Genomic DNA, 18,007 nt, shown 5'->3' on the forward strand with positions numbered 1-18,007 from the left:
GTAAAAAAGCCGTTCAGTGCAGACTGAACGGCTTTTTTTTGCGCTGCTACTTTGCTATTTTACTTCTTCGCGCTTTACTTCTTCTCTACGGCAGTGCCTTCCGGCAAGGCATACGCGACCAGGGTATCGCTCATCTTCGTGCCCAGCGAACCGTGGCCGCCGGCCATGACGACGACGAACTGGCGTCCCGACTTGTTCGACACATAGCTCATCGGCGTAGCCTGGCCGCCGGCTGGCAGGCGGGCTTTCCAGATGACCTTGCCATTGCTGACGTCGTAGCCGCGGATGTAGTAGTCGAGCGTGCTGCTGAGGAAGGTCACGCCGCCACCCGTGGTGACCATGCCGCCCAGGCTGGGCACGCCCAGTGGCAGCGGGATCGGCACGGGGCCGCTGTCGCGCGTGGTGCCGTTCTTGTGCATCCACACTTTCTTCATCGTGCGCAGGTCGACGGCGGCCACATAGCCCCACGGCGGTGCCTGGCATGGGAAGCCCAGCGGCGACAGGAAGGCCTTGATTTCCACGGCGAACGGGACGCCCGTCTGCGGCTGCAAGCCCATTTCGCCACCGGTGCCGCCCTTGGCCGTCGTTTCCGCGCGCGGCACGAGTTTTTCCAGGAAGCCCATGTAGTCAGGGTTGACGATTAACAACTGGCGCACGGGGTCGATGGCCGCGCCACCCCATTCGAAGATACCCAATGGACCCGGGGAAATGACGGCGCCCTTGCCGGCCGTTTGCGGCGTGAACGGGCCTTCATAGCGGCGTTCCTTGAAGATGATGCGGCAGGCGAGCTGGTCGAATGGCGTCGTGCCCCACATGTCCGCTTCGCTGATATTGCGCTCTGGCAGGAACGTGAGGGCCGAGAACGGCTGCGTGGGCGACAGGGTGTCGCCGGCGGCAGGATTGCTCGTCGGTACGGGTTTTTCCGGCGCGGGCACGACCAGGCTGCCGTCGCGGCGATCGATCACGTAGATGTCGCCGCGCTTGGTGGTGGCCACGACGGACGGCACTTTGCCTTTCGGCGTGTCGATGTCGACCAGGCTAGGCTGGCCGCCGATATCCATATCCCAGATATCGTGGTGCACGGTCTGGTAGACCCAGCGCACTTTACCCGTTGCCAAGTCCAGCGCGACGATGGCGCTGTTGAATTTCTCGCCGTTCTTGTTGCGGTTGCCGCCCCAGGTGTCGGGCGTCTCATTGCCCATCGGAATGTACACCATGCCCAGCTTTTCATCGATGCTGGCCACGCCCCACGAATTGGGCGAGTTGTTGGTGTAGTTCTTGCCTTCAGGGAAGGGTTGCGTATCCTCCGGCGTGGCCGGGTCCCAGTTCCACATCAGCTTGCCGGTGACGGGATCGTAGCCGCGGATCACGCCCGACGGCTCTTCCGTCGAGTGGTTGTCCGTCACGCTGGCGGCGATCACGGCCATTTTCTGCGACACGGCCGGCGGCGAGGTCGGCATCAGGAAACCGCGTTTGATCATCGCCATGTTTTTATACAGGTTGACGACGCCGTTGTTGCCAAAGCTCTTGCACGACTCGCCCGTATCGGCGTTCACGGCGATCATGGTGCCGTCCATGGTCGGCGCCAGGATGCGGCGCGGACATTCCATGCCGGCGGCTTCCGGTGCGGGATTGTTCTTCGCGCGGCCCGCGTTCACGTCCCAGTACGCCACGCCGCGGCAGATCATGTGCTGGTAGCTGGCCGCGTCGCGGTTGATCTTCGGATCGTGGCGCCAGATTTCCTTGCCCGTGTCCGGGTTCAGGGCGATGACGATATTGTGCGGCGTGCACAAATACAGCATGTCATTGACCTTCAGCGGCGTGACTTCGTTGGCGATCTCGCCCGGATCGTTCGGACCCTTGAAGTCGCCCGTATGATACGTCCAGGCTTCTTTCAGGCCGGAAATGTTGGCTGGCGTGATCTGCGCGGCAGGGGCATAGCGGTCGCCATAGCCGGAACGGCCGTACGCGGACCAGTCGTTGTGCTCGACGCCGGGCGCCAGGTCGCCCGTGGCGGTGGCGGCCATGTTTTCGGCCGGCACGTCGCCATGCAGGTCATGGTAGTCCTGGAACAGGGCGATGACGCCGGCGATGACGGTCAGGGCCACGGCGGCGGAGAGGGCCGTCTTGCCCGCGTGCCCGTGTTTCGCTGCGGCGGCTGGCGCCAGGCGGCGGTTGACGAAGGGCAGCAGCAGCCAGACGGCGGCGACAAACCAGATATCGAGGCGCGGCAGCAATTGCCACCAGTCGAATTTGACTTCAATGAGGGACCAGATCAGGGTGGCGAGCAGCAGGAAGGCCATGAAGGGCTGCGCGCTGCGCTTGCCTTTGAAGACGAGCGCGCCTGCGATCAGCATGCCTATGCCGGCCAGCAGGTAGTGCCAGGAGCCGCCCAGAGAGGCCAGCCAGATGCCGCCGCCCAGCAGGGCGAGGCCAAACAGAATGAAAATAAAACCGGTGACCTTTAATAAAGGCCCGGGCCGGAAAGAGGGAATCATCATATTCCTTTTTGCAAGGATTTATCGGTGGCGCGCGGAGGCGCCATATTGAATCTAGCGCAGGCTTTGTTTGCAGAGTATGCGAAGTTTTGGAAACACCAGAATGTGACAGTTTATCAGAATTGATGATTGTCTTCTGGTCGCGTCACTTTTTGGAAGGTCCGCCATTTAAATCAATAAATGCTGCAAATAAGCGCAAATATTATGCTGGAAGAGGGCGTTCCCGGGCTGGAGGGAGGTATTGAAGCGGCTGCGTCGCCATGCGCGCGCATCGCGGAGAGAATGAAATTGAAATCGTTGTTATAAGTGACTGCATAAAATGCAATATCAAATACCATAACCACGTTTGCCGCATGGTGATATTGAATTGAAAATGAGCGGATATTCCAGGTATTAACTCGTGACGGACCGTAGTAATGCTTAAGTGTTTCTACTTATTATTTTTGCTGGCCTGTTTATACTCTCGCTGGCAGGCTAGGGGGTTCAGTGAACCGAGTGCGCCACTGTTGCTGGCAGGACGCGCAAAACGCCGGCGGGCCGCTGCTGCGTCGCACAAGCGGCCTGTACTTCGCTATAATTGCGCGGTTAAAACACCACCCGCTAATGAGGAACCCCATGAGTTTGAATAACGTCTCTTCCGGCCGCGACCTGCCGAACGATTTCAACGTCGTCATCGAAATCCCGATGAATGCCGATCCGATCAAGTACGAAGTCGACAAGGAAAGCGGCGCGATCTTCGTCGATCGCTTCATGGGTACCGCCATGCATTACCCGTGCAACTACGGCTACGTGCCGAACACCCTGTCGCCGGACGGCGACCCGGTCGACGTGCTGGTCATCACCCCGTTCCCGCTGATCCCGGGCGTGGTCGTGCGCTGCCGTCCTATCGGCGTGCTGAAAATGACCGACGAGTCGGGCGAAGACGCGAAAGTGCTGGCCGTGCCAGTCGACAAGGTCCTGTCGATCTACAGCCACTGGCAAAAGCCGGAAGACTTGAATGAACTGCGTCTGCGCCAGATCCAGCATTTCTTCGAGCACTACAAGGATCTGGAAAAAGGCAAATGGGTCAAGATCGACGGCTGGTATGGTCCTGAAGTGGCCAAGGAAGAGATCCTCGGCGGCGTCGCCGCCTACAAGGCAGATGCTGAAAAAGCAGCTTCCTGATTAGCCGCCCGCGCGACAAACCGCGGCTTGCAGCCGGTTTCCCTGCCGTGTGCGAGTAAAAAGCGCCTCCTGCTATCATGGCAGGAGGCTTTTTTTTTGCCATAAGTATCATGCTTTCCGAAGGATGACGTCGCTTCGCCACGACTGATTTATTATTAATAGTTCAATCTTTCAATAAATCACAGGGAGGTAATATGCATACCGGGCATTTATTCATGCGTTCGTGGTGGGTGCTGGCCTTGCGGGGGCTGGCGGCCCTCATCTTTGGCGCGATCACCCTGGCGTGGCCGGGTGTCACCGTGCTGTCGCTGTTGATGGTGTTTGCCGCTTACGCATTGCTCGGCGGCGGCGCGTCCGTGATCGGCGCGTTCAGCAACCGCAAGCATGGCGGCGACTGGTGGGCTTTGCTGCTTCTGGGTATCTGCGGCCTGGCCGTAGGCATATTGACCATCATCAACCCGCTGCTGACGACGTTTGCCCTGATCGTCATGATCGGCGTCAATGCCCTTGTTTCCGGGGTGTTCGACATCGTGCTGGCGATCCGCCTGCGCAAGGCGATCCAGGGCGAATGGTTGCTGGTGCTTAACGCCGTCATCTCCATCGCCTTCGGCATCCTGATCTTGCTGTTTCCCGCAGCAGGCACGTTCGCCCTCGTGTGGATGATAGGCGTGTATGCCTTGCTGACGGGCATCTTGCTGCTGACCCTGGCATGGCGCGCCTACAAGCTGCACAAGGATGGCGCCGCCACTTCCAGCCCCGGTCGTTCGACCGCCTGACCTGGCTCAATGACGTTGGATGAATGACGCTCCCCGCCGCCTGGCCGGGAAGGGGGTCTACGTCATGAAGGTGATGCGGACCGAAACGGACTGTGCTCGTTCAACTCGTCGAGATAGGCGTCGATGCCGCCCCGTTCGCGCTCGAGGAAGCGCTGCACGGCGTCCGCAAAGGCCGGGTGCGCCAGCCAGTGGGCGGACCAGGTCTTTTGCGGCAGGAAGCCGCGCGCCATCTTGTGCTCGCCCTGGGCGCCGCCTTCGAAGGTGGCGATGCCGTTGGCGATGCAAAACTCCAGCGGCTGGTAATACGCCGTCTCGAAATGCAGACAGGGCACGTGCTCGAGCGCACCCCAGTAGCGGCCATACAGGGTGTCAGCCGTGTGGATCACCAGCGAGGCGGCGATGGCCCGGCCTTCGCGCTCGGCGATCACCAAGAGAATGTTCTGCGGCATGCTGGCGCCCAGGCGCCGGAAGAACTCCAGCGACAGATAGGGCGAGGAACGGTGTTCCGCATAGGTATTGCTGTAGCAGCGGTGGAACAGCTGCCAGTCCGCGTCCGTCGCCTCCGTCCCGCGTACCTGGCGCAGGATGACGCCCGCTTCCCGGACCTTGCGCCGCTCGGCGCGGATATTCTTGCGCTTCTTGTGTTCGAGGGTGGCGAGGAATTGCTCGAAATCCGTGTAGCCGGGATTGAGCCAGTGAAACTGCACGCCACTACGCATCAGGTAGCCGGCTTCCTCCAGCTGGCGCGCTTCGCTTTCCGGCGGGAACAGGATGTGGCAGGACGAGACGTCGGCCGCTTGCTGCTGCGCCTGCAGGAAGGCCAGCAGGGCGGCGCGCGCCTCGCCATCGCGGGCCAGCAGGCGCGTGCCGCTCACAGGCGTGAATGGAATCGCGGACAGCAGTTTCGGGTAATATTCAAGGCCGTGTTGCCGATAGGCGTCGGCCCAGGCCCAGTCGAACACGTATTCGCCATACGAGTGCATTTTGAGGTACAGGGGCAGGGCGGCGGCCAGGGTCTCGCCTTGCCACAGCACCAGGTAATTGGGCTGCCAGCCCGTGTCCGCGCTGGCGCAGCCGGACTCGTGCAGCGCGTGCAGGAAGGCGTAGGAAAGGAAGGGATTGGCCTCCGCCTTGGCCTCCGCCTGGCTTGCCAGCAGTTCAGACCAAGCCGCTTCGCCAATTTCAGCCAGGGTAGTGACGATAGCCGTGCGATAATTCATTGTTGTAGTGTGCATTCATCACTCTCGGGGCGCCGTCATCGGCCTGCGCGCCCCTGTCTTGTTTAATAGAACGAAAATATCCATCATCATCATGACAGTCAAAGTCGCAATTGCTCAAATGAATAGTACGGTCGGCGATCTGGCCGGCAACCGTGCCAAGATCTTCGACCTTTCCCGCCGCGCCTTTGAAGCGGGCGCCGATATCGTGCTCACGCCGGAACTGTCGCTGGTCGGCTATCCACCCGAGGACTTATTGCTGCGCAATGCATTCTACGCAAAAACGCAGGAAGCGTTTGCGGGACTGGCTGCCGACCTGGCCCAGTTCAAGGATTTGCACGTGGTGGTGGGCTTGCCCCTGCAAGACGAGAAGGGCGTGCGCTACAACGCCGCCTCCGTGTTGCTCAATGGCGAAGTGCTGGGCACCTACCGCAAGCACGATTTGCCGAACACGACCGTGTTCGATGAAAAGCGTTACTTCACGTCGTCGGTCCAGGCTTTCGTGTTTGGCGTGAAGGGCGTGCGTTTCGGCATCAATATCTGCGAAGACACGTGGTTCGAGCATGCGCCTGCGCGTGCCCGCGCGGCCGGCGCGCAAGTGCTGCTGGTGCCGAACGGCTCGCCCTATCACATGAACAAGCAGCATCTGCGCTATGACACCATGCGCAGGAACGTCAGCGCGCAAGGCATGGCCCTGGTCTACGCCAACCTCGTCGGCGGCCAGGATGAACTGATTTTCGACGGCGACTCGTTCGTCATGGATGCGACCGGCACCATCTGCGCCCAGCTGCGCCACTTCGAGGAAGACTTGCAGCTGGTCGACTTCGACGGTGCCACGCCCGTGCCGCAACCGCTGGCCGCGCCGTTGAGCACGGAAGCGCAGGTGTACCAGGCGCTGGTGCTGGGCGTGCGCGACTATATCGGCAAGAATGGTTTCCCGGGCGTGCTGATCGGCATGTCGGGCGGCGTCGATTCCGCCCTGACCCTGGCCATTGCCGTCGATGCGCTGGGCGCCGATAAAGTGCGCGCCGTCATGATGCCATCGCAATTTACGGCCGATATTTCGTGGATCGATTCACGCGACATGGTAAAACGCCTTGATGTGCGCTACGATGAAATTCCGATCAAGCACACCTTCGACGCCTTCCGCGCCACCTTGGCTGACGAGTTCGCCGGGCTGGCGGAAGACGCGACGGAAGAGAACATCCAGGCGCGCATCCGCGGCACCTTGCTGATGGCCTTGTCGAACAAGCATGGCAGCATCGTGCTAACGACGGGCAACAAGAGCGAGATGGCAGTCGGTTACTGCACCCTGTACGGCGACATGGCGGGCGGCTTTGCCGTGATCAAGGATATCGCCAAGACCCTCGTCTACCGTTTGTGCGCGTACCGCAACAGTGTGTCCGACGTGATCCCCGAGCGCATCCTCACGCGCGGACCGTCGGCCGAATTGCGGGCCGACCAGCTGGACCAGGATTCCCTGCCGCCGTACGACATACTCGACGGCATCATGCAGTTGTACATGGAAGAAAACCGGCCGATCGCCGACATTATCGAGGCTGGCTACCCGCCGGCCGACGTGGCGAAAATCACGCGCCTGATCAAGATCAATGAATACAAGCGGCGCCAGTCGCCGGTGGGCATCCGCGTCACGCACCGTGGCTTCGGCCGCGACTGGCGTTATCCGATTACCTCGAAGTTTTACGAGTAAGGCGGCGTTCCGTTAAGCCAGCTAATGAAGAACTGACGATTACCAATAAGGAGAAAGCCATGAAACAGATTACCGCCATCATCAAACCATTCAAGCTTGACGAAGTGCGCGAGGCTCTGGCCGACGTGAACGTGACGGGCTTGACCGTGACGGAAGTGAAGGGCTTTGGCCGCCAGAAGGGTCATACCGAGCTGTACCGTGGCGCCGAGTACGTGGTCGACTTCCTGCCGAAGGTCAAAGTCGAAGTGGTGGTGGACGACAGCGTGTCGGAACTGGTGGTCGACGCCATCATCAAGGCAGCCCGCACGGGCAAGATCGGCGATGGCAAGATTTTCGTGCGCGACGTGGAGCAGGTGATCCGTATTCGCACGGGCGAAACTGGTCCGGACGCGGTGTAAGTCTGGGCCAACAACGGTGTCGGATTACGGTCCTCCGGACCTAATCCGACCTACGCAATGTATCGCTTATCTGGCCGTAGGTCGGCTTGGCGTGCCAGCGCGCAAGTCGACATGCGCCGCCAAGAATGTTGCCGCTTGGCGCATCAGCGCCCCAGCCGCATATCGAATTTCCAGCATATCAGGCGCAGAATCGTGATGCCGCTGGCGCTGGTCCACAGCGCGAAGTCGTGCTCGGCGCCGAAGTGCATCTGCAATAAATAAGCCCAGCAGCCGAAAAACGCGCAGATGGCGTACGGTTTGCCGTCGCGAAACACCATCGGCACTTCGTTGCAGACGATGTCGCGCATCACGCCGCCGAAAATCCCCGTAATCACCCCCATCATCGAGGCGATAAAGATCGGCATGCCGGCGCGCATGGCTTCGGCCACGCCCGCGATGGCGAACATGCCCAGGCCGATGGCGTCGGCGATGACGATCAGCCGTTCCGAGACGATTTGCCGCAGATGCTGGATCAGGGGCGCGGCCGTCAGGGCCAGCACGAAGATGAGGATCGCGTATTCCTGGTGCGAAACCCAGAACAAAGGCCGCTTGTCGAGCAGGATGTCGCGCAAAGTCCCCCCGCCGAATGCCGTGATGAAGGCCACGACGAACACGCCGACCAGGTCCATGCGCTTGCGGCGCGCTTCGATGAAGCCGGAAAACGCGCCCACCAGGATGGCGATGACCTCAATGATCTTGATCAGCGAGCCAGGCGGCAATTGGGGTGGCATCATGGGTGGAGCGCGTGCACGAGACGCTAAGCAGGAAATAATTGTCACAGGTTAACATGACACGGCCCCGAATGGTGACAAACGGGGCCGTGTGCGAGAGCTAACTTGTTACTGAATTGTAATTTCTTGCTGCGGTGCTCAGCGGATGGGCTGCAGGGCGGAAGAAAGCAATACGACGAGGGCGCCATCGCCCCCTTCGGAGCGGCGCGCCTGGCAAAAGGCGACGACTTCATCCTTTTGCACGAGCCAGCTGTGCACCATCGATTTCAAGACCGGTTCCTGGCCTTTCGAGCCGAAACCCTTGCCGTGGATCACGCGCACGCAGCGCAGCTTGCGCCGCGTCGCCTGGTTCAGGAAGGCGCCGATGCCGTCGCGCGCCTCGTCGCGGCGCAAGCCGTGCAAGTCCAGCTCATCCTGGATGGGCCAGTGGCCCTTGCGCATCTTCTTGACCACGTCCGGTCCCACGCCGGGGCGGGCGTAGTTCAGGGCAGGATCGTTTTCCAGGTAATGGTCGACTTCGAACAAGTCCGACAGCGATTCGCGCAGCACGGCCGCATCGTCCTCTTCCGGAGACAATTTGCGCGCCGGCTGCTGGGCGCTGACCGCGCCCGCCTTGGGCAAGCTGGGCACGTAGCGGTCCGACTCGGGCAGGCGCTTGACGCCGCCGATGCTGGCCTTGAACAGATTGCTCTCCACGGCCTGCACCTTGACCTGCTTGGCGCGCTCAGCCGCGGCTTGCGCGCGCGCGTCCGCCTGCTCCTTGAGCTGCTTGCTGACCGCTTTCAGGTCGGCAAAGTCTTTCATCGACGCCATGCGACGCTTACTCCTGGCCTTCCAGGTAGCGCTGGGCGTCCAGTGCTGCCATGCAACCCGTACCGGCACTGGTGATGGCCTGGCGGTAAATATGGTCTTGCACGTCGCCGGCGGCAAACACGCCCGGCGCGCTGGTGGCCGTGGCCATGCCTTCCAGGCCCGTCTTGGTTTTGATGTAGCCGTTGTGCATGTCCAGCTGGCCTTCGAAGATGCCCGTGTTCGGCTTGTGGCCGATGGCGATGAACACGCCGTGCACGCTCAAGGCTTCGACCTTGCCGTCGATGGTCGACTTGATGTTCAAGCCCGTCACGCCGCCTTCGTTGCCCGTGACTTCGTCCAGAGTGTGGTTATATTTCAACACAATCTTGCCTTCGGCAACCTTGGCGTTCAGGCGGTCGATCAAGATCGCTTCCGCGCGGAACTTGTCGCGGCGGTGGATCAGCGTGACTTTATTGGCGATGTTCGACAGGTACAGCGCTTCTTCGACGGCCGTGTTGCCGCCGCCGACGACGGCCACTTCCTGGTTGCGGTAGAAGAAACCATCGCAGGTGGCGCAGGCGGACACGCCCTTGCCCATGAATTCCGCTTCCGATGGCAGGCCCAGGTATTGCGCGGACGCGCCCGTGGCGATGATCAGGGTGTCGCACGTATATTCGTGGCTGTCGCCCTTCAGGCGGATCGGCTTTTCATTGAGGAACGTGGTGTGGATGTGGTCAAACACGATTTCCGTATTGAAACGCTCGGCGTGCTGCAGCAGGCGCTGCATCAGGTCCGGGCCTTGCACGCCCATCGGGTCGCCGGGCCAGTTTTCCACGTCGGTGGTGGTCATCAACTGGCCGCCTTGTTCCACGCCGGTGACCAGCATCGGGTTCAAGTTGGCGCGGGCGGCGTAGACGGCGGCGCTGTAGCCGGCTGGGCCGGAGCCGAGGATCAAAACGCGGGCGTGTTTGGTAGTGGTCATGGGAAGCTTCTCTATGAGTGGGGTCTATCCGAATTGGGGGCATACGCGCGAAGAACAAGGGCGTATTGCGCTTGCGCAATCAATCCACGATTATAGACCAAGCCGCCTGTAGCGACGAATCGTGGGGCCGTCCGGGGCATATATGGCTTAGAATACTTCCTTATTATGGGAAATTCCCTTTCAGAAACATTTTTCACCTTGCAGCGCTTCCCAGAATGACTAAACCAGCCCAGGCCAATCAAAATAGCTACACCCGAAAACCGGTCGAACGCCGGCCCCTGCCCAACCGGCTGGTGCGGCTGCTGTCCGAGGCGCGCTGGTTCGCGCTGGCCGCGTTTGCCTTGTATTTCGTGCTCATCCTGGCCAGCTTCAACAAGCTCGATCCAGGCTGGTCGCACGCCACCAACGTCGACAAGGTGGCCAACCTGGGCGGCAAGCTCGGCGCGACCTTCTCCGATCTGTTGCTGTATATCTTCGGCTTTTCCGCCTGGTGGTGGTGCGTGTGGCTGCTGCGCACGGTCTGGCACGGCTATCGCCGCCTGAGCAAGCGCTTCCTGCTGGAAGAAGAGGAAGTGGAGCGCGAGCACCATGTCGAGATGCTGATCCGCATCGTCGGCTTCTCCATCATGCTGATCGGCAGCATGGGACTCGAATACCTGCGCATGGCGAAAAGCCTGCACGTGCAGCTGCCGCGCGACCCGGGCGGCGTGCTGGGCCAGCTGGTCGGGCACTCGGCCCACGTGGCCTTTGGTTTCACGGGCGCCACCTTGCTGCTGTTGCTGCTGTTCGGCCTGGGCTTTTCCCTGTTCTTCCATGTGTCCTGGCTGCAAGTGGCCGAGCGCATCGGCGGCGCCATCGAAGACGCCGTCAACTGGTTCGTGCTGCGCTACCAGGACCGCGAAGACCGCCGCCAGGGCGAAGTGGCCGCCGTGCGCCGCGACGAAGTGGTGGTCATCGAGCGGGCCAAGCATGTCGAGAAACACGTGGCCGCGCCGCCCGTGAAGATCGAGCCGCAGGTGGTGACGGTGGTGAAATCGGAGCGCGTGGAAAAGGAGCGCCAGGCCCATCTGTTCGAGAACCTGGGCGATGGCAAGCTGCCGCCGCTGTCGCTGCTCGATGAAGCGCCGCCCGTGGTGGAAACGGTGTCCGTGGAAACCCTGGAATTCACGAGCCGCCTGATCGAAAAGAAATTGTCCGACTTTGGCGTGGATGCCAAGGTAGTGGCCGCTTACCCGGGCCCCGTCGTTACGCGCTATGAAATCGAGCCGGCCACGGGGGTCAAGGGCAGCCAGATCGTGGGCCTGGCGCGCGACCTGGCCCGTTCGCTGTCCCTGACGTCGATTCGTGTGGTGGAAACCATTCCAGGCAAAAATTACATGGCCTTGGAGCTGCCGAACACCAAGCGCCAGATCGTGCGCCTGACGGAAATCCTCGGCTCCAAGGTCTACAACGATGGCGTGTCCAGCCTGACGATCGCGCTGGGCAAGGATATCGCGGGCAAGCCCGTCGTCGCCGACCTGGCCAAGATGCCCCACTTGCTGGTGGCCGGCACGACCGGTTCCGGTAAGTCGGTCGGCATCAATGCGACGATTCTGTCGCTGCTGTACAAATCCGACCCGCTCGACGTACGCCTGATCCTGATCGATCCGAAGATGCTGGAAATGTCCGTCTACGAGGGCATTCCGCACTTGCTGGCGCCCGTCGTCACCGACATGCGCCAGGCCGGTCACGCGCTGAACTGGGCCGTGAACGAGATGGAACGCCGCTACAAGCTGATGAGCAAGATGGGCGTGCGTAACCTGGCCGGCTACAACGCGAAGATCGCCGACGCGAAAAAGCGCGAAGAACACATCCCGAATCCGTTCAGCCTGACGCCGGATTCGCCCGAGCCGCTGGAAAAACTGCCGACCATCGTCATCATCATCGATGAGCTGGCCGATTTGATGATGGTGGTGGGCAAAAAAGTCGAGGAATTGATCGCGCGTATCGCCCAAAAGGCGCGTGCCGCCGGCTTGCACTTGATTCTGGCCACGCAGCGCCCATCTGTAGACGTGATCACGGGCTTGATCAAGGCGAACATTCCCACGCGTATCGCGTTCCAGGTATCGTCGAAGATCGACTCGCGCACCATTCTCGACCAGATGGGCGCGGAAACCCTGCTGGGCATGGGCGACATGCTGTACATGCCGCCTGGCACGGGCTTGCCGATGCGCGTGCACGGCGCGTTCGTGTCCGATGAAGAAGTCCACCGCGTTGTCAGCCATCTCAAGCTGCAGGGCGAACCGAATTACATCGAGGGCATCCTCGAAGGCGGCACCCTGGAGGGCGATGGCGCTGAAGGCGGCGCGCCGGGCGAGGGTGGCGGCGAGGCCGATGCCCTGTACGACCAGGCGGTGGCGGTGGTGCTGAAAAACCGCCGCGCCTCGATTTCGCTGGTGCAGCGTCATTTGCGCATCGGCTACAACCGCGCCGCCCGTCTGCTCGAGCAGATGGAGCAGAGCGGGGTGGTATCAACCATGCAATCCAATGGCAACCGGGACATCCTCGTGCCGGCGGCCAGTAGCGAACAAGGGTAATGGAATGAAGAGTCAAACTTTCGCAGCAAAAATGATGATCGGCGCGGCCAGCGTTGCCTGCAGCCTGCTGTTCGCGGCCAGCGCCTCGGCCAGCGCGCTGGAGCAGTTCAAGAGCTTTGCGGCCGGCACCAAGTCGGCCAAGGGCGAGTTCGTGCAGCGCCAGGTCAAGAAGGCGGACGCGGCCGGCAAGGCGAAAGTGTCCACGCCGGCCAGCGGCACGTTCGAGTTCGCCCGTCCGGGCAAGTTCATCTGGACGTACTTGAAGCCATACGAGCAGCTGCTGCAGGCCGATGGCGACAAGCTGTATATCTATGACAAGGACCTGAGCCAGGTGACGGTCAAGAAACTGGGCGACGCGCTCGGTTCCTCGCCAGCGGCGATTTTGTTCGGCAGCAACGACCTGGAAAAGAATTTCACCTTGGCCGAGGCGGGCACGCGCGATGGCCTGGAATGGCTGAAAGCGACGCCGAAAGCCAAGGACACGACGTTCGATGAAATCACCATCGGCCTGCGCAACGGCGTGCCGGAAGCGATGGAATTGCGCGATTCGTTCGGACAGACGTCGGTGCTGGCGTTCAAGAACTTCCAGAAGAATCCTGCCTTGTCTGCCAATCACTTTCAATTTGTCATGCCCAAGGGCGCCGATGTCATCAATAATTGATTGTTGACGTTTTGTTTTTGACCGGCCTCGCAGCGATGCGGGGCCTTTGCATTCTTACCCGGTAAATATTATGGCGGATCTCTTTTCCACCGCACCGCGCCAGCCCTTGGCCGAAGCCTTGCGGCCAGCCACCCTGAATGAAGTCATCGGCCAGACGCATCTGCTGGGCGTGGGCAAGCCGCTGCGCCTCGCGTTCGAGGCGGGCAAGGCCCATTCGATGATCTTGTGGGGGCCGCCCGGCGTGGGCAAGACGACACTGGCGCGGCTGATGGCGAATGCCTTTGACAGCGAATTCATCGCTTTGTCGGCCGTGTTTGCCGGCGTAAAAGATATCCGCGCGGCCATGGACCAGGCGCGCAACAGCCTCGACCAGTTCGGCAAGCACACCTTGCTGTTCGTCGACGAAATCCACAGGTTTAACAAGTCGCAGCAGGACGCCTTGCTGCCCTTCGTCGAGTCGGGCCTGGTGACCTTCATCGGCGCAACGACGGAAAACCCCAGCTTTGAAGTGAACTCGGCGCTGCTGTCGCGCGCGCAAGTGTACGTGTTGAAATCGCTCAACGAAGACGAGATGAAGCAGTTGCTGGCCAAGGCGCAAAGCACGGCGCTGACGCACCTGACGTTTGACGAGGCGGCCGCCGACACCCTGATCGGCTATGCGGATGGCGATGCGCGGCGCTTTTTGAATTTGCTGGAACAGGCCGAGACGGCCGCCAGCTCGACGGGCACGACGACCATCGACGCGGCCTTCGTCGACAATGCGCTCACATTAAATTCGCGCCGCTTCGACAAGGGCGGCGACAATTTCTATGACCAGATTTCCGCCCTGCACAAGTCCGTGCGCGGCTCGAACCCGGACGCAGCCCTGTACTGGTTTTGCCGCATGATCGATGGCGGCGCCGACCCCCGCTATCTGTCGCGGCGCATCGTGCGCATGGCCTGGGAAGACATCGGCCTGGCCGACCCGCGCGCCTTGACCATGGTCAATGATGCGGCCGAAACGTATGAACGCTTGGGTTCCCCGGAAGGCGAGCTGGCGCTGGGACAGGCCGTGATTTACCTGGCCATCGCCGCGAAAAGCAATGCCGGCTACAACGCCTTCAATACGGCGATGGCGTTTGTGAAGAAAGACAAGTCGAAGGAAGTGCCCGTGCACTTGCGCAATGCACCGACGAAACTGATGAAGGAACTGGGCTACGGCCACGCCTACCGCTATGCGCACGACGAGCCGGACGCCTACGCGGCCGGTGAAACCTACTTCCCGGACGGCATGGCCGAACCGGGCTGGTACCAGCCCGTGCCGCGCGGCCTGGAAAGCAAGATTGCCGATAAATTGGCCTGGCTGCGCGAGCTGGACCGCAAAGCAGGAAAACCAGCAGGCAAGGGCTGAGCTTACAAACCCAGCAAGGTAAAACCGTCATCCTGCGGCGCGTAGCCCACCAGCTGGCGCGTCGCGGCAATCGACAGCCGCTTGTAGCGGTTGTCCGACACCCCATGCACGACGTGGTAGCCGGCCGGCACGTCCGCCGTCACGCAGCGGGCCAGCAGTTGCACCACGTCGCGCTCGCTGATGAAGGCGGCGATGTCGCGCGCGCTGTGCTGCTGGCCTTTTTCAAACTGCGCCACGTTGGCGATGCGTACGGCAATCGCCGTCATGCCATGCTGGTGCGCAAAGGCCGAGGCCACGCCTTCGCCAAAGGCCTTGCTTGCGCCATACATGTTGGCGGGCCGGGCCGGCATGCTTTCCTGCACTTGCACGTCGAGCGGGTAGCCTTCGATGGCTTGCGCGCTGCTGGCAAACACCACTCTTTTCACGCCTTGCGCCTGTGCCGCGCGGAAGATGTTGTGCGTGCCGACGATGTTTGGCTGCAGCAATTGCGCATCGAAATCGGCGCTGGCGTGCGGCACGCCGGCCAGGTGCAGCACCACGTCGACGCCGGCGCAGGCGGCCAGGCAGGCCGCATGGTCGGCCACGTCGAGCTGAATGGCCGGGCAGGGCGCTTCGGCCAGCTTGCCTGTGTGCAGGTCGGCCAGGCGCAGGGAGAATTCCCCGTGCCGGCGCTTCCAGAAAGCGGTGCCGATGATGCCGGCGGCGCCCGTGACGAGGACGCGCAGTGGAGTTTGATGTGGTGTTGCTTGGTTCATGTATTCCTTGTGATCGGTGTGTGAGGCAGTGCCAGGTTCAGCCAGCGCAGCAGGGCGGGGCGCGGTGCGGCCGTCCCATGCACACGGATGTGTCCGCTACCCACGGCTTCGACGAGCACCAGGCCGTCGTTCGGTATCGTATAGCGTTCGCCGCTGCGCAGCACGCAATCGTCGAACTGGGCGTAGGCCGTGATCCACGCCGTGCCGGACAGGCATTCGATGACCCTGGCGTGCGCTTTTTCCAGGCGCAGAGGCCGTTCGCTGCGTAATTCGTGGTCGGTATGCATGGCATCGCTCCTGTTGTGCTGACAGGAACAGCTTAGGCCCTTGCCGCGAACCATGACAGATGCAGGAAAACGAAATTGTGATGCATACAGTTTCCCTTGTCGTACACTGTGCTTGTCAAAAAACTCGGCAACTGTATCTGTGCCGGCCACGCGCGGCAGCCGCATACTGAAGGGATGAACATGAGCGCGCATTTGAATCTGTACGAGCACCTGGCCAACGAGCTCGGCGCCCTGATCGACTCGCGCGTGTTCGCGCCCGGCGACCGCCTGCCGTCGATCCGCCACCTGGCGCAGCAAAAGCGCATTTCCGTCAGCACCGTGATGCAAGCCTTGCGCCTGATGGAAGACCGGGGGCAAGTCGATGCACGGCCCCAGTCCGGCTATTTCGTGCGCCATCGCGCGCCGCGCCGGCCATGCAGCGCGGACGCCCAGCATTTGAAGGAGCCGGCCTTTGTCGGCATCAACAACCTGTTGATGCGCGTGCTGAAGGAAAACGAGGCGCCCGATATCGTGCAGCTGGGCACGGCCTGGCCGCCCGACGAGATACTGCCCATCAAGCGCATGCAGCGCACCATCAGCGCCGTGGCGCGGCGCGAGCCAGTCCTGCTCTCCAAGGTCAGCTGTTACGACGTCAGTGAAAGCAATTTCCTGCGTCAGGTGACGCGCCGCGCGCTGGACTGGGGCAAGCTGGACCCGCATGAAATCGTCGTGACGAATTCCTGCACGGAAGCGATCAGCCTGTGCCTGCGCGCCGTCGCCAAGCCCGGCGACACGATCGCCATCGAGTCGGCCACGTATTTCGTGCTGTTGCAGATGATAGAAAGCCTGGGCATGAAGGCGCTGGAAATCCCCACCGACCCGAAGACGGGGCCGTCGCTCGACGCGCTCGAGCTGGCCCTGCGCGCCGGCCTCGTGCAGGCGTGTCTGTTCGTGCCGAACGCAAATAACCCGCTCGGTTGCGTGATGCCGGAAGAAAACAAGAAGCGGCTGGCGGGGCTGCTGTCGGAATTCAATATTCCGCTGGTGGAAGACGATGTATATGGCGACCTGTGCTTTGCCCCGCAGCGGCCCTGGCCCGTGAAAGCCTACGATACGAGCGGCAACGTGTTGCTGTGCTCCTCGTTTTCCAAGGCCATCACGCCTGCTTCGCGCGTCGGTTACGTGCTGGCCGGGCGCTTCGCGCAGGAAGTGGCTCTGCTGAAAACCGTGTCGAGCGGCGCCACCAGCCATTTCTTCCAGGCCGTGCTGGCCGATTTTCTGGAAGGCAGCAGCTACGACCAGCAACTGCGCAAGATGCGACGCACCCTGGTGCAGCGCATCGCCCGCATGTCCGACGCCGTGGCGGCCAGCTTTCCGGCGGACTGCATGCTGTCCGAACCGCAGGGCGGTTTCGTGCTGTGGGTGCAGATGCCGCCGCAAATCGATGCGCTGGCCCTGCACGGCCAGGCCATCGCGGACGGCGTGGCGTACATGCCGGGCCAGCTGTTCTCGGCCTCGGGCAAGTTCGGCAATTATCTGCGCCTCAATTGCGGCAATGCGTGGACGCCGCGCATCGAACAGGCTATCAGCCGGCTAGGGCGTATCGTCAAGGACGCCTTGTAACTATTCTGTGCGCTTCAATCCCCGTTTTTCACCGTTTGCTCCCTGTTTTTCGCCGCTGGTCGCAAGCCGGTGGCGTTGTTTGTGGCCGTTGGCTAAAGTAGCACCATACCAGCAGCAGTCAACGACGCAAACCAACCAGGAGTCACATCATGCACGCACTGAAAAACATGGAAATCACCTTTGTCGCCGCCGCCATCATCGCCATCGGCGCCAGCTTCGCCACCGCCGGCGCAAATACCCTGGAAGTGAGCGCCACCTCCACCGTGGTCGCCCAGGCCGCAGACAGCACGATGCCTGTCGTGACCGTCAGCGCCCGCCGCCTGAGCGCTGCCGAAAAAGCCGCCTTTATCTAAGCACTAAACTAAGCAGTCGCCGCAAAGCGGGCGCGGGTGCCCAGCCATGCCGCCATGACGATGGCCGCCATGTGC

Annotated in this window: 16 protein-coding genes; 9 read left to right on the top strand and 7 right to left on the bottom strand. The window is 61.6% G+C overall.

All coding sequences use genetic code 11. The annotated features are described in order from the left end of the window. Positions 1-74: 74 nt before the first annotated feature. Entirely contained in the window at positions 75-2,501 is a 2,427-nt protein-coding gene (locus tag BLU39_RS26015; RefSeq protein ID WP_254789069.1) for a membrane-bound PQQ-dependent dehydrogenase, glucose/quinate/shikimate family, read from the bottom strand. Positions 2,502-3,113: 612 nt separating this feature from the next. On the opposite strand from BLU39_RS26015, the gene ppa reads away from it, so the two are divergent. Together ppa and BLU39_RS26025 are read left to right on the top strand one after the other, a co-directional pair. After that, a complete protein-coding gene (gene ppa, locus BLU39_RS26020; RefSeq protein WP_071324543.1) occupies positions 3,114-3,662 on the top strand; it encodes an inorganic diphosphatase in 549 nt (182 codons plus the stop codon). 194 nt (positions 3,663-3,856) lie between these two features. Then, positions 3,857-4,438: an HdeD family acid-resistance protein gene (locus BLU39_RS26025; protein ID WP_217635114.1), complete on the top strand. Its 582-nt coding sequence runs from the start codon at positions 3,857-3,859 to the stop codon at positions 4,436-4,438. Between the two features lie 62 nt (positions 4,439-4,500). Here the strand turns inward: BLU39_RS26025 and BLU39_RS26030 are convergent, their stop codons facing one another. Next, positions 4,501-5,658, bottom strand: a complete 1,158-nt coding sequence (locus tag BLU39_RS26030) for a GNAT family N-acetyltransferase (RefSeq protein ID WP_092718796.1) — start codon at positions 5,656-5,658, stop codon at positions 4,501-4,503. A gap of 91 nt (positions 5,659-5,749) precedes the next feature. Between BLU39_RS26030 and BLU39_RS26035 the strand changes: the two genes are divergently transcribed. Both BLU39_RS26035 and BLU39_RS26040 read left to right on the top strand, forming a co-directional pair. Then, the gene (locus BLU39_RS26035) at positions 5,750-7,366 is read left to right on the top strand and encodes an NAD+ synthase (RefSeq protein ID WP_092718799.1); all 1,617 of its coding nucleotides are present in this window, start codon (positions 5,750-5,752) and stop codon (positions 7,364-7,366) included. A 59-nt stretch (positions 7,367-7,425) separates the two neighbouring features. Continuing rightward, on the top strand, positions 7,426-7,764 hold the full coding sequence (locus BLU39_RS26040) for a P-II family nitrogen regulator (protein WP_034758685.1): 339 nt from the start codon (positions 7,426-7,428) through the stop codon (positions 7,762-7,764). A 143-nt stretch (positions 7,765-7,907) separates the two neighbouring features. Here BLU39_RS26040 and BLU39_RS26045 read toward each other — a convergent pair whose 3' ends face one another. From BLU39_RS26045 to trxB, 3 genes are all read right to left on the bottom strand, one after another. Next, positions 7,908-8,537: a trimeric intracellular cation channel family protein gene (locus BLU39_RS26045; RefSeq protein WP_034786156.1), complete on the bottom strand. Its 630-nt coding sequence runs from the start codon at positions 8,535-8,537 to the stop codon at positions 7,908-7,910. 135 nt (positions 8,538-8,672) lie between these two features. Continuing rightward, a complete protein-coding gene (locus BLU39_RS26050; protein ID WP_092718801.1) occupies positions 8,673-9,347 on the bottom strand; it encodes a Smr/MutS family protein in 675 nt (224 codons plus the stop codon). A 7-nt stretch (positions 9,348-9,354) separates the two neighbouring features. Continuing rightward, entirely contained in the window at positions 9,355-10,308 is a 954-nt protein-coding gene (gene trxB, locus BLU39_RS26055) for a thioredoxin-disulfide reductase (RefSeq protein WP_034758671.1), read from the bottom strand. A gap of 215 nt (positions 10,309-10,523) precedes the next feature. Here trxB and BLU39_RS26060 point away from each other — a divergent pair, with 215 nt between their 5' ends. From BLU39_RS26060 to BLU39_RS26070, 3 genes are all read left to right on the top strand, one after another. After that, positions 10,524-12,884, top strand: coding sequence for a DNA translocase FtsK (locus BLU39_RS26060; RefSeq protein ID WP_092718803.1), 2,361 nt, complete (start codon positions 10,524-10,526; stop codon positions 12,882-12,884). A gap of 31 nt (positions 12,885-12,915) precedes the next feature. Further along, entirely contained in the window at positions 12,916-13,545 is a 630-nt protein-coding gene (gene lolA / locus BLU39_RS26065; protein ID WP_100429313.1) for an outer membrane lipoprotein chaperone LolA, read from the top strand. Positions 13,546-13,615: 70 nt separating this feature from the next. Then, positions 13,616-14,935 carry a replication-associated recombination protein A gene (locus BLU39_RS26070; RefSeq protein ID WP_092718810.1) on the top strand — a complete coding sequence of 440 codons (1,320 nt, stop codon included), beginning with the start codon at positions 13,616-13,618 and terminating at the stop codon, positions 14,933-14,935. A 2-nt stretch (positions 14,936-14,937) separates the two neighbouring features. Here BLU39_RS26070 and BLU39_RS26075 read toward each other — a convergent pair whose 3' ends face one another. Continuing rightward, positions 14,938-15,690: an NAD-dependent epimerase/dehydratase family protein gene (locus BLU39_RS26075; RefSeq protein ID WP_092718814.1), complete on the bottom strand. Its 753-nt coding sequence runs from the start codon at positions 15,688-15,690 to the stop codon at positions 14,938-14,940. Further along, positions 15,687-15,977, bottom strand: coding sequence for a DUF2917 domain-containing protein (locus tag BLU39_RS28745; protein WP_175539420.1), 291 nt, complete (start codon positions 15,975-15,977; stop codon positions 15,687-15,689). Before BLU39_RS28745 ends, BLU39_RS26075 begins: the two co-directional genes overlap by 4 nt. 180 nt (positions 15,978-16,157) lie before the next feature. Here BLU39_RS28745 and BLU39_RS26085 point away from each other — a divergent pair, with 180 nt between their 5' ends. Together BLU39_RS26085 and BLU39_RS26090 are read left to right on the top strand one after the other, a co-directional pair. Then, positions 16,158-17,579, top strand: a complete 1,422-nt coding sequence (locus tag BLU39_RS26085) for an aminotransferase-like domain-containing protein (RefSeq protein ID WP_092718820.1) — start codon at positions 16,158-16,160, stop codon at positions 17,577-17,579. A gap of 149 nt (positions 17,580-17,728) precedes the next feature. After that, positions 17,729-17,932 carry a hypothetical protein gene (locus BLU39_RS26090; RefSeq protein WP_092718822.1) on the top strand — a complete coding sequence of 68 codons (204 nt, stop codon included), beginning with the start codon at positions 17,729-17,731 and terminating at the stop codon, positions 17,930-17,932. The last annotated feature ends 75 nt before the right edge of the window (positions 17,933-18,007 follow it).

The sequence above is a fragment of the Janthinobacterium sp. OK676 genome (assembly GCF_900103595.1).
Taxonomy (GTDB): Bacteria; Pseudomonadota; Gammaproteobacteria; order Burkholderiales; family Burkholderiaceae_D; genus Janthinobacterium.

Coding starts and splice junctions, on each gene's coding strand:
- BLU39_RS26070 (WP_092718810.1), top strand. CDS start 13,616: ATGGCGGATCTCTTTTCCACCGCACCGCGCCAGCCCTTGGCCGAAGCC.
- lolA (WP_100429313.1), top strand. CDS start 12,916: ATGATGATCGGCGCGGCCAGCGTTGCCTGCAGCCTGCTGTTCGCGGCC.
- BLU39_RS26050 (WP_092718801.1), bottom strand. CDS start 9,347: ATGGCGTCGATGAAAGACTTTGCCGACCTGAAAGCGGTCAGCAAGCAG.
- BLU39_RS26090 (WP_092718822.1), top strand. CDS start 17,729: ATGCACGCACTGAAAAACATGGAAATCACCTTTGTCGCCGCCGCCATC.
- BLU39_RS26040 (WP_034758685.1), top strand. CDS start 7,426: ATGAAACAGATTACCGCCATCATCAAACCATTCAAGCTTGACGAAGTG.
- BLU39_RS28745 (WP_175539420.1), bottom strand. CDS start 15,977: ATGCATACCGACCACGAATTACGCAGCGAACGGCCTCTGCGCCTGGAA.
- BLU39_RS26085 (WP_092718820.1), top strand. CDS start 16,158: ATGAGCGCGCATTTGAATCTGTACGAGCACCTGGCCAACGAGCTCGGC.
- BLU39_RS26075 (WP_092718814.1), bottom strand. CDS start 15,690: ATGAACCAAGCAACACCACATCAAACTCCACTGCGCGTCCTCGTCACG.
- BLU39_RS26025 (WP_217635114.1), top strand. CDS start 3,857: ATGCATACCGGGCATTTATTCATGCGTTCGTGGTGGGTGCTGGCCTTG.
- BLU39_RS26045 (WP_034786156.1), bottom strand. CDS start 8,537: ATGATGCCACCCCAATTGCCGCCTGGCTCGCTGATCAAGATCATTGAG.
- BLU39_RS26035 (WP_092718799.1), top strand. CDS start 5,750: ATGACAGTCAAAGTCGCAATTGCTCAAATGAATAGTACGGTCGGCGAT.
- trxB (WP_034758671.1), bottom strand. CDS start 10,308: ATGACCACTACCAAACACGCCCGCGTTTTGATCCTCGGCTCCGGCCCA.
- BLU39_RS26060 (WP_092718803.1), top strand. CDS start 10,524: ATGACTAAACCAGCCCAGGCCAATCAAAATAGCTACACCCGAAAACCG.
- ppa (WP_071324543.1), top strand. CDS start 3,114: ATGAGTTTGAATAACGTCTCTTCCGGCCGCGACCTGCCGAACGATTTC.
- BLU39_RS26030 (WP_092718796.1), bottom strand. CDS start 5,658: ATGAATTATCGCACGGCTATCGTCACTACCCTGGCTGAAATTGGCGAA.
- BLU39_RS26015 (WP_254789069.1), bottom strand. CDS start 2,501: ATGATGATTCCCTCTTTCCGGCCCGGGCCTTTATTAAAGGTCACCGGT.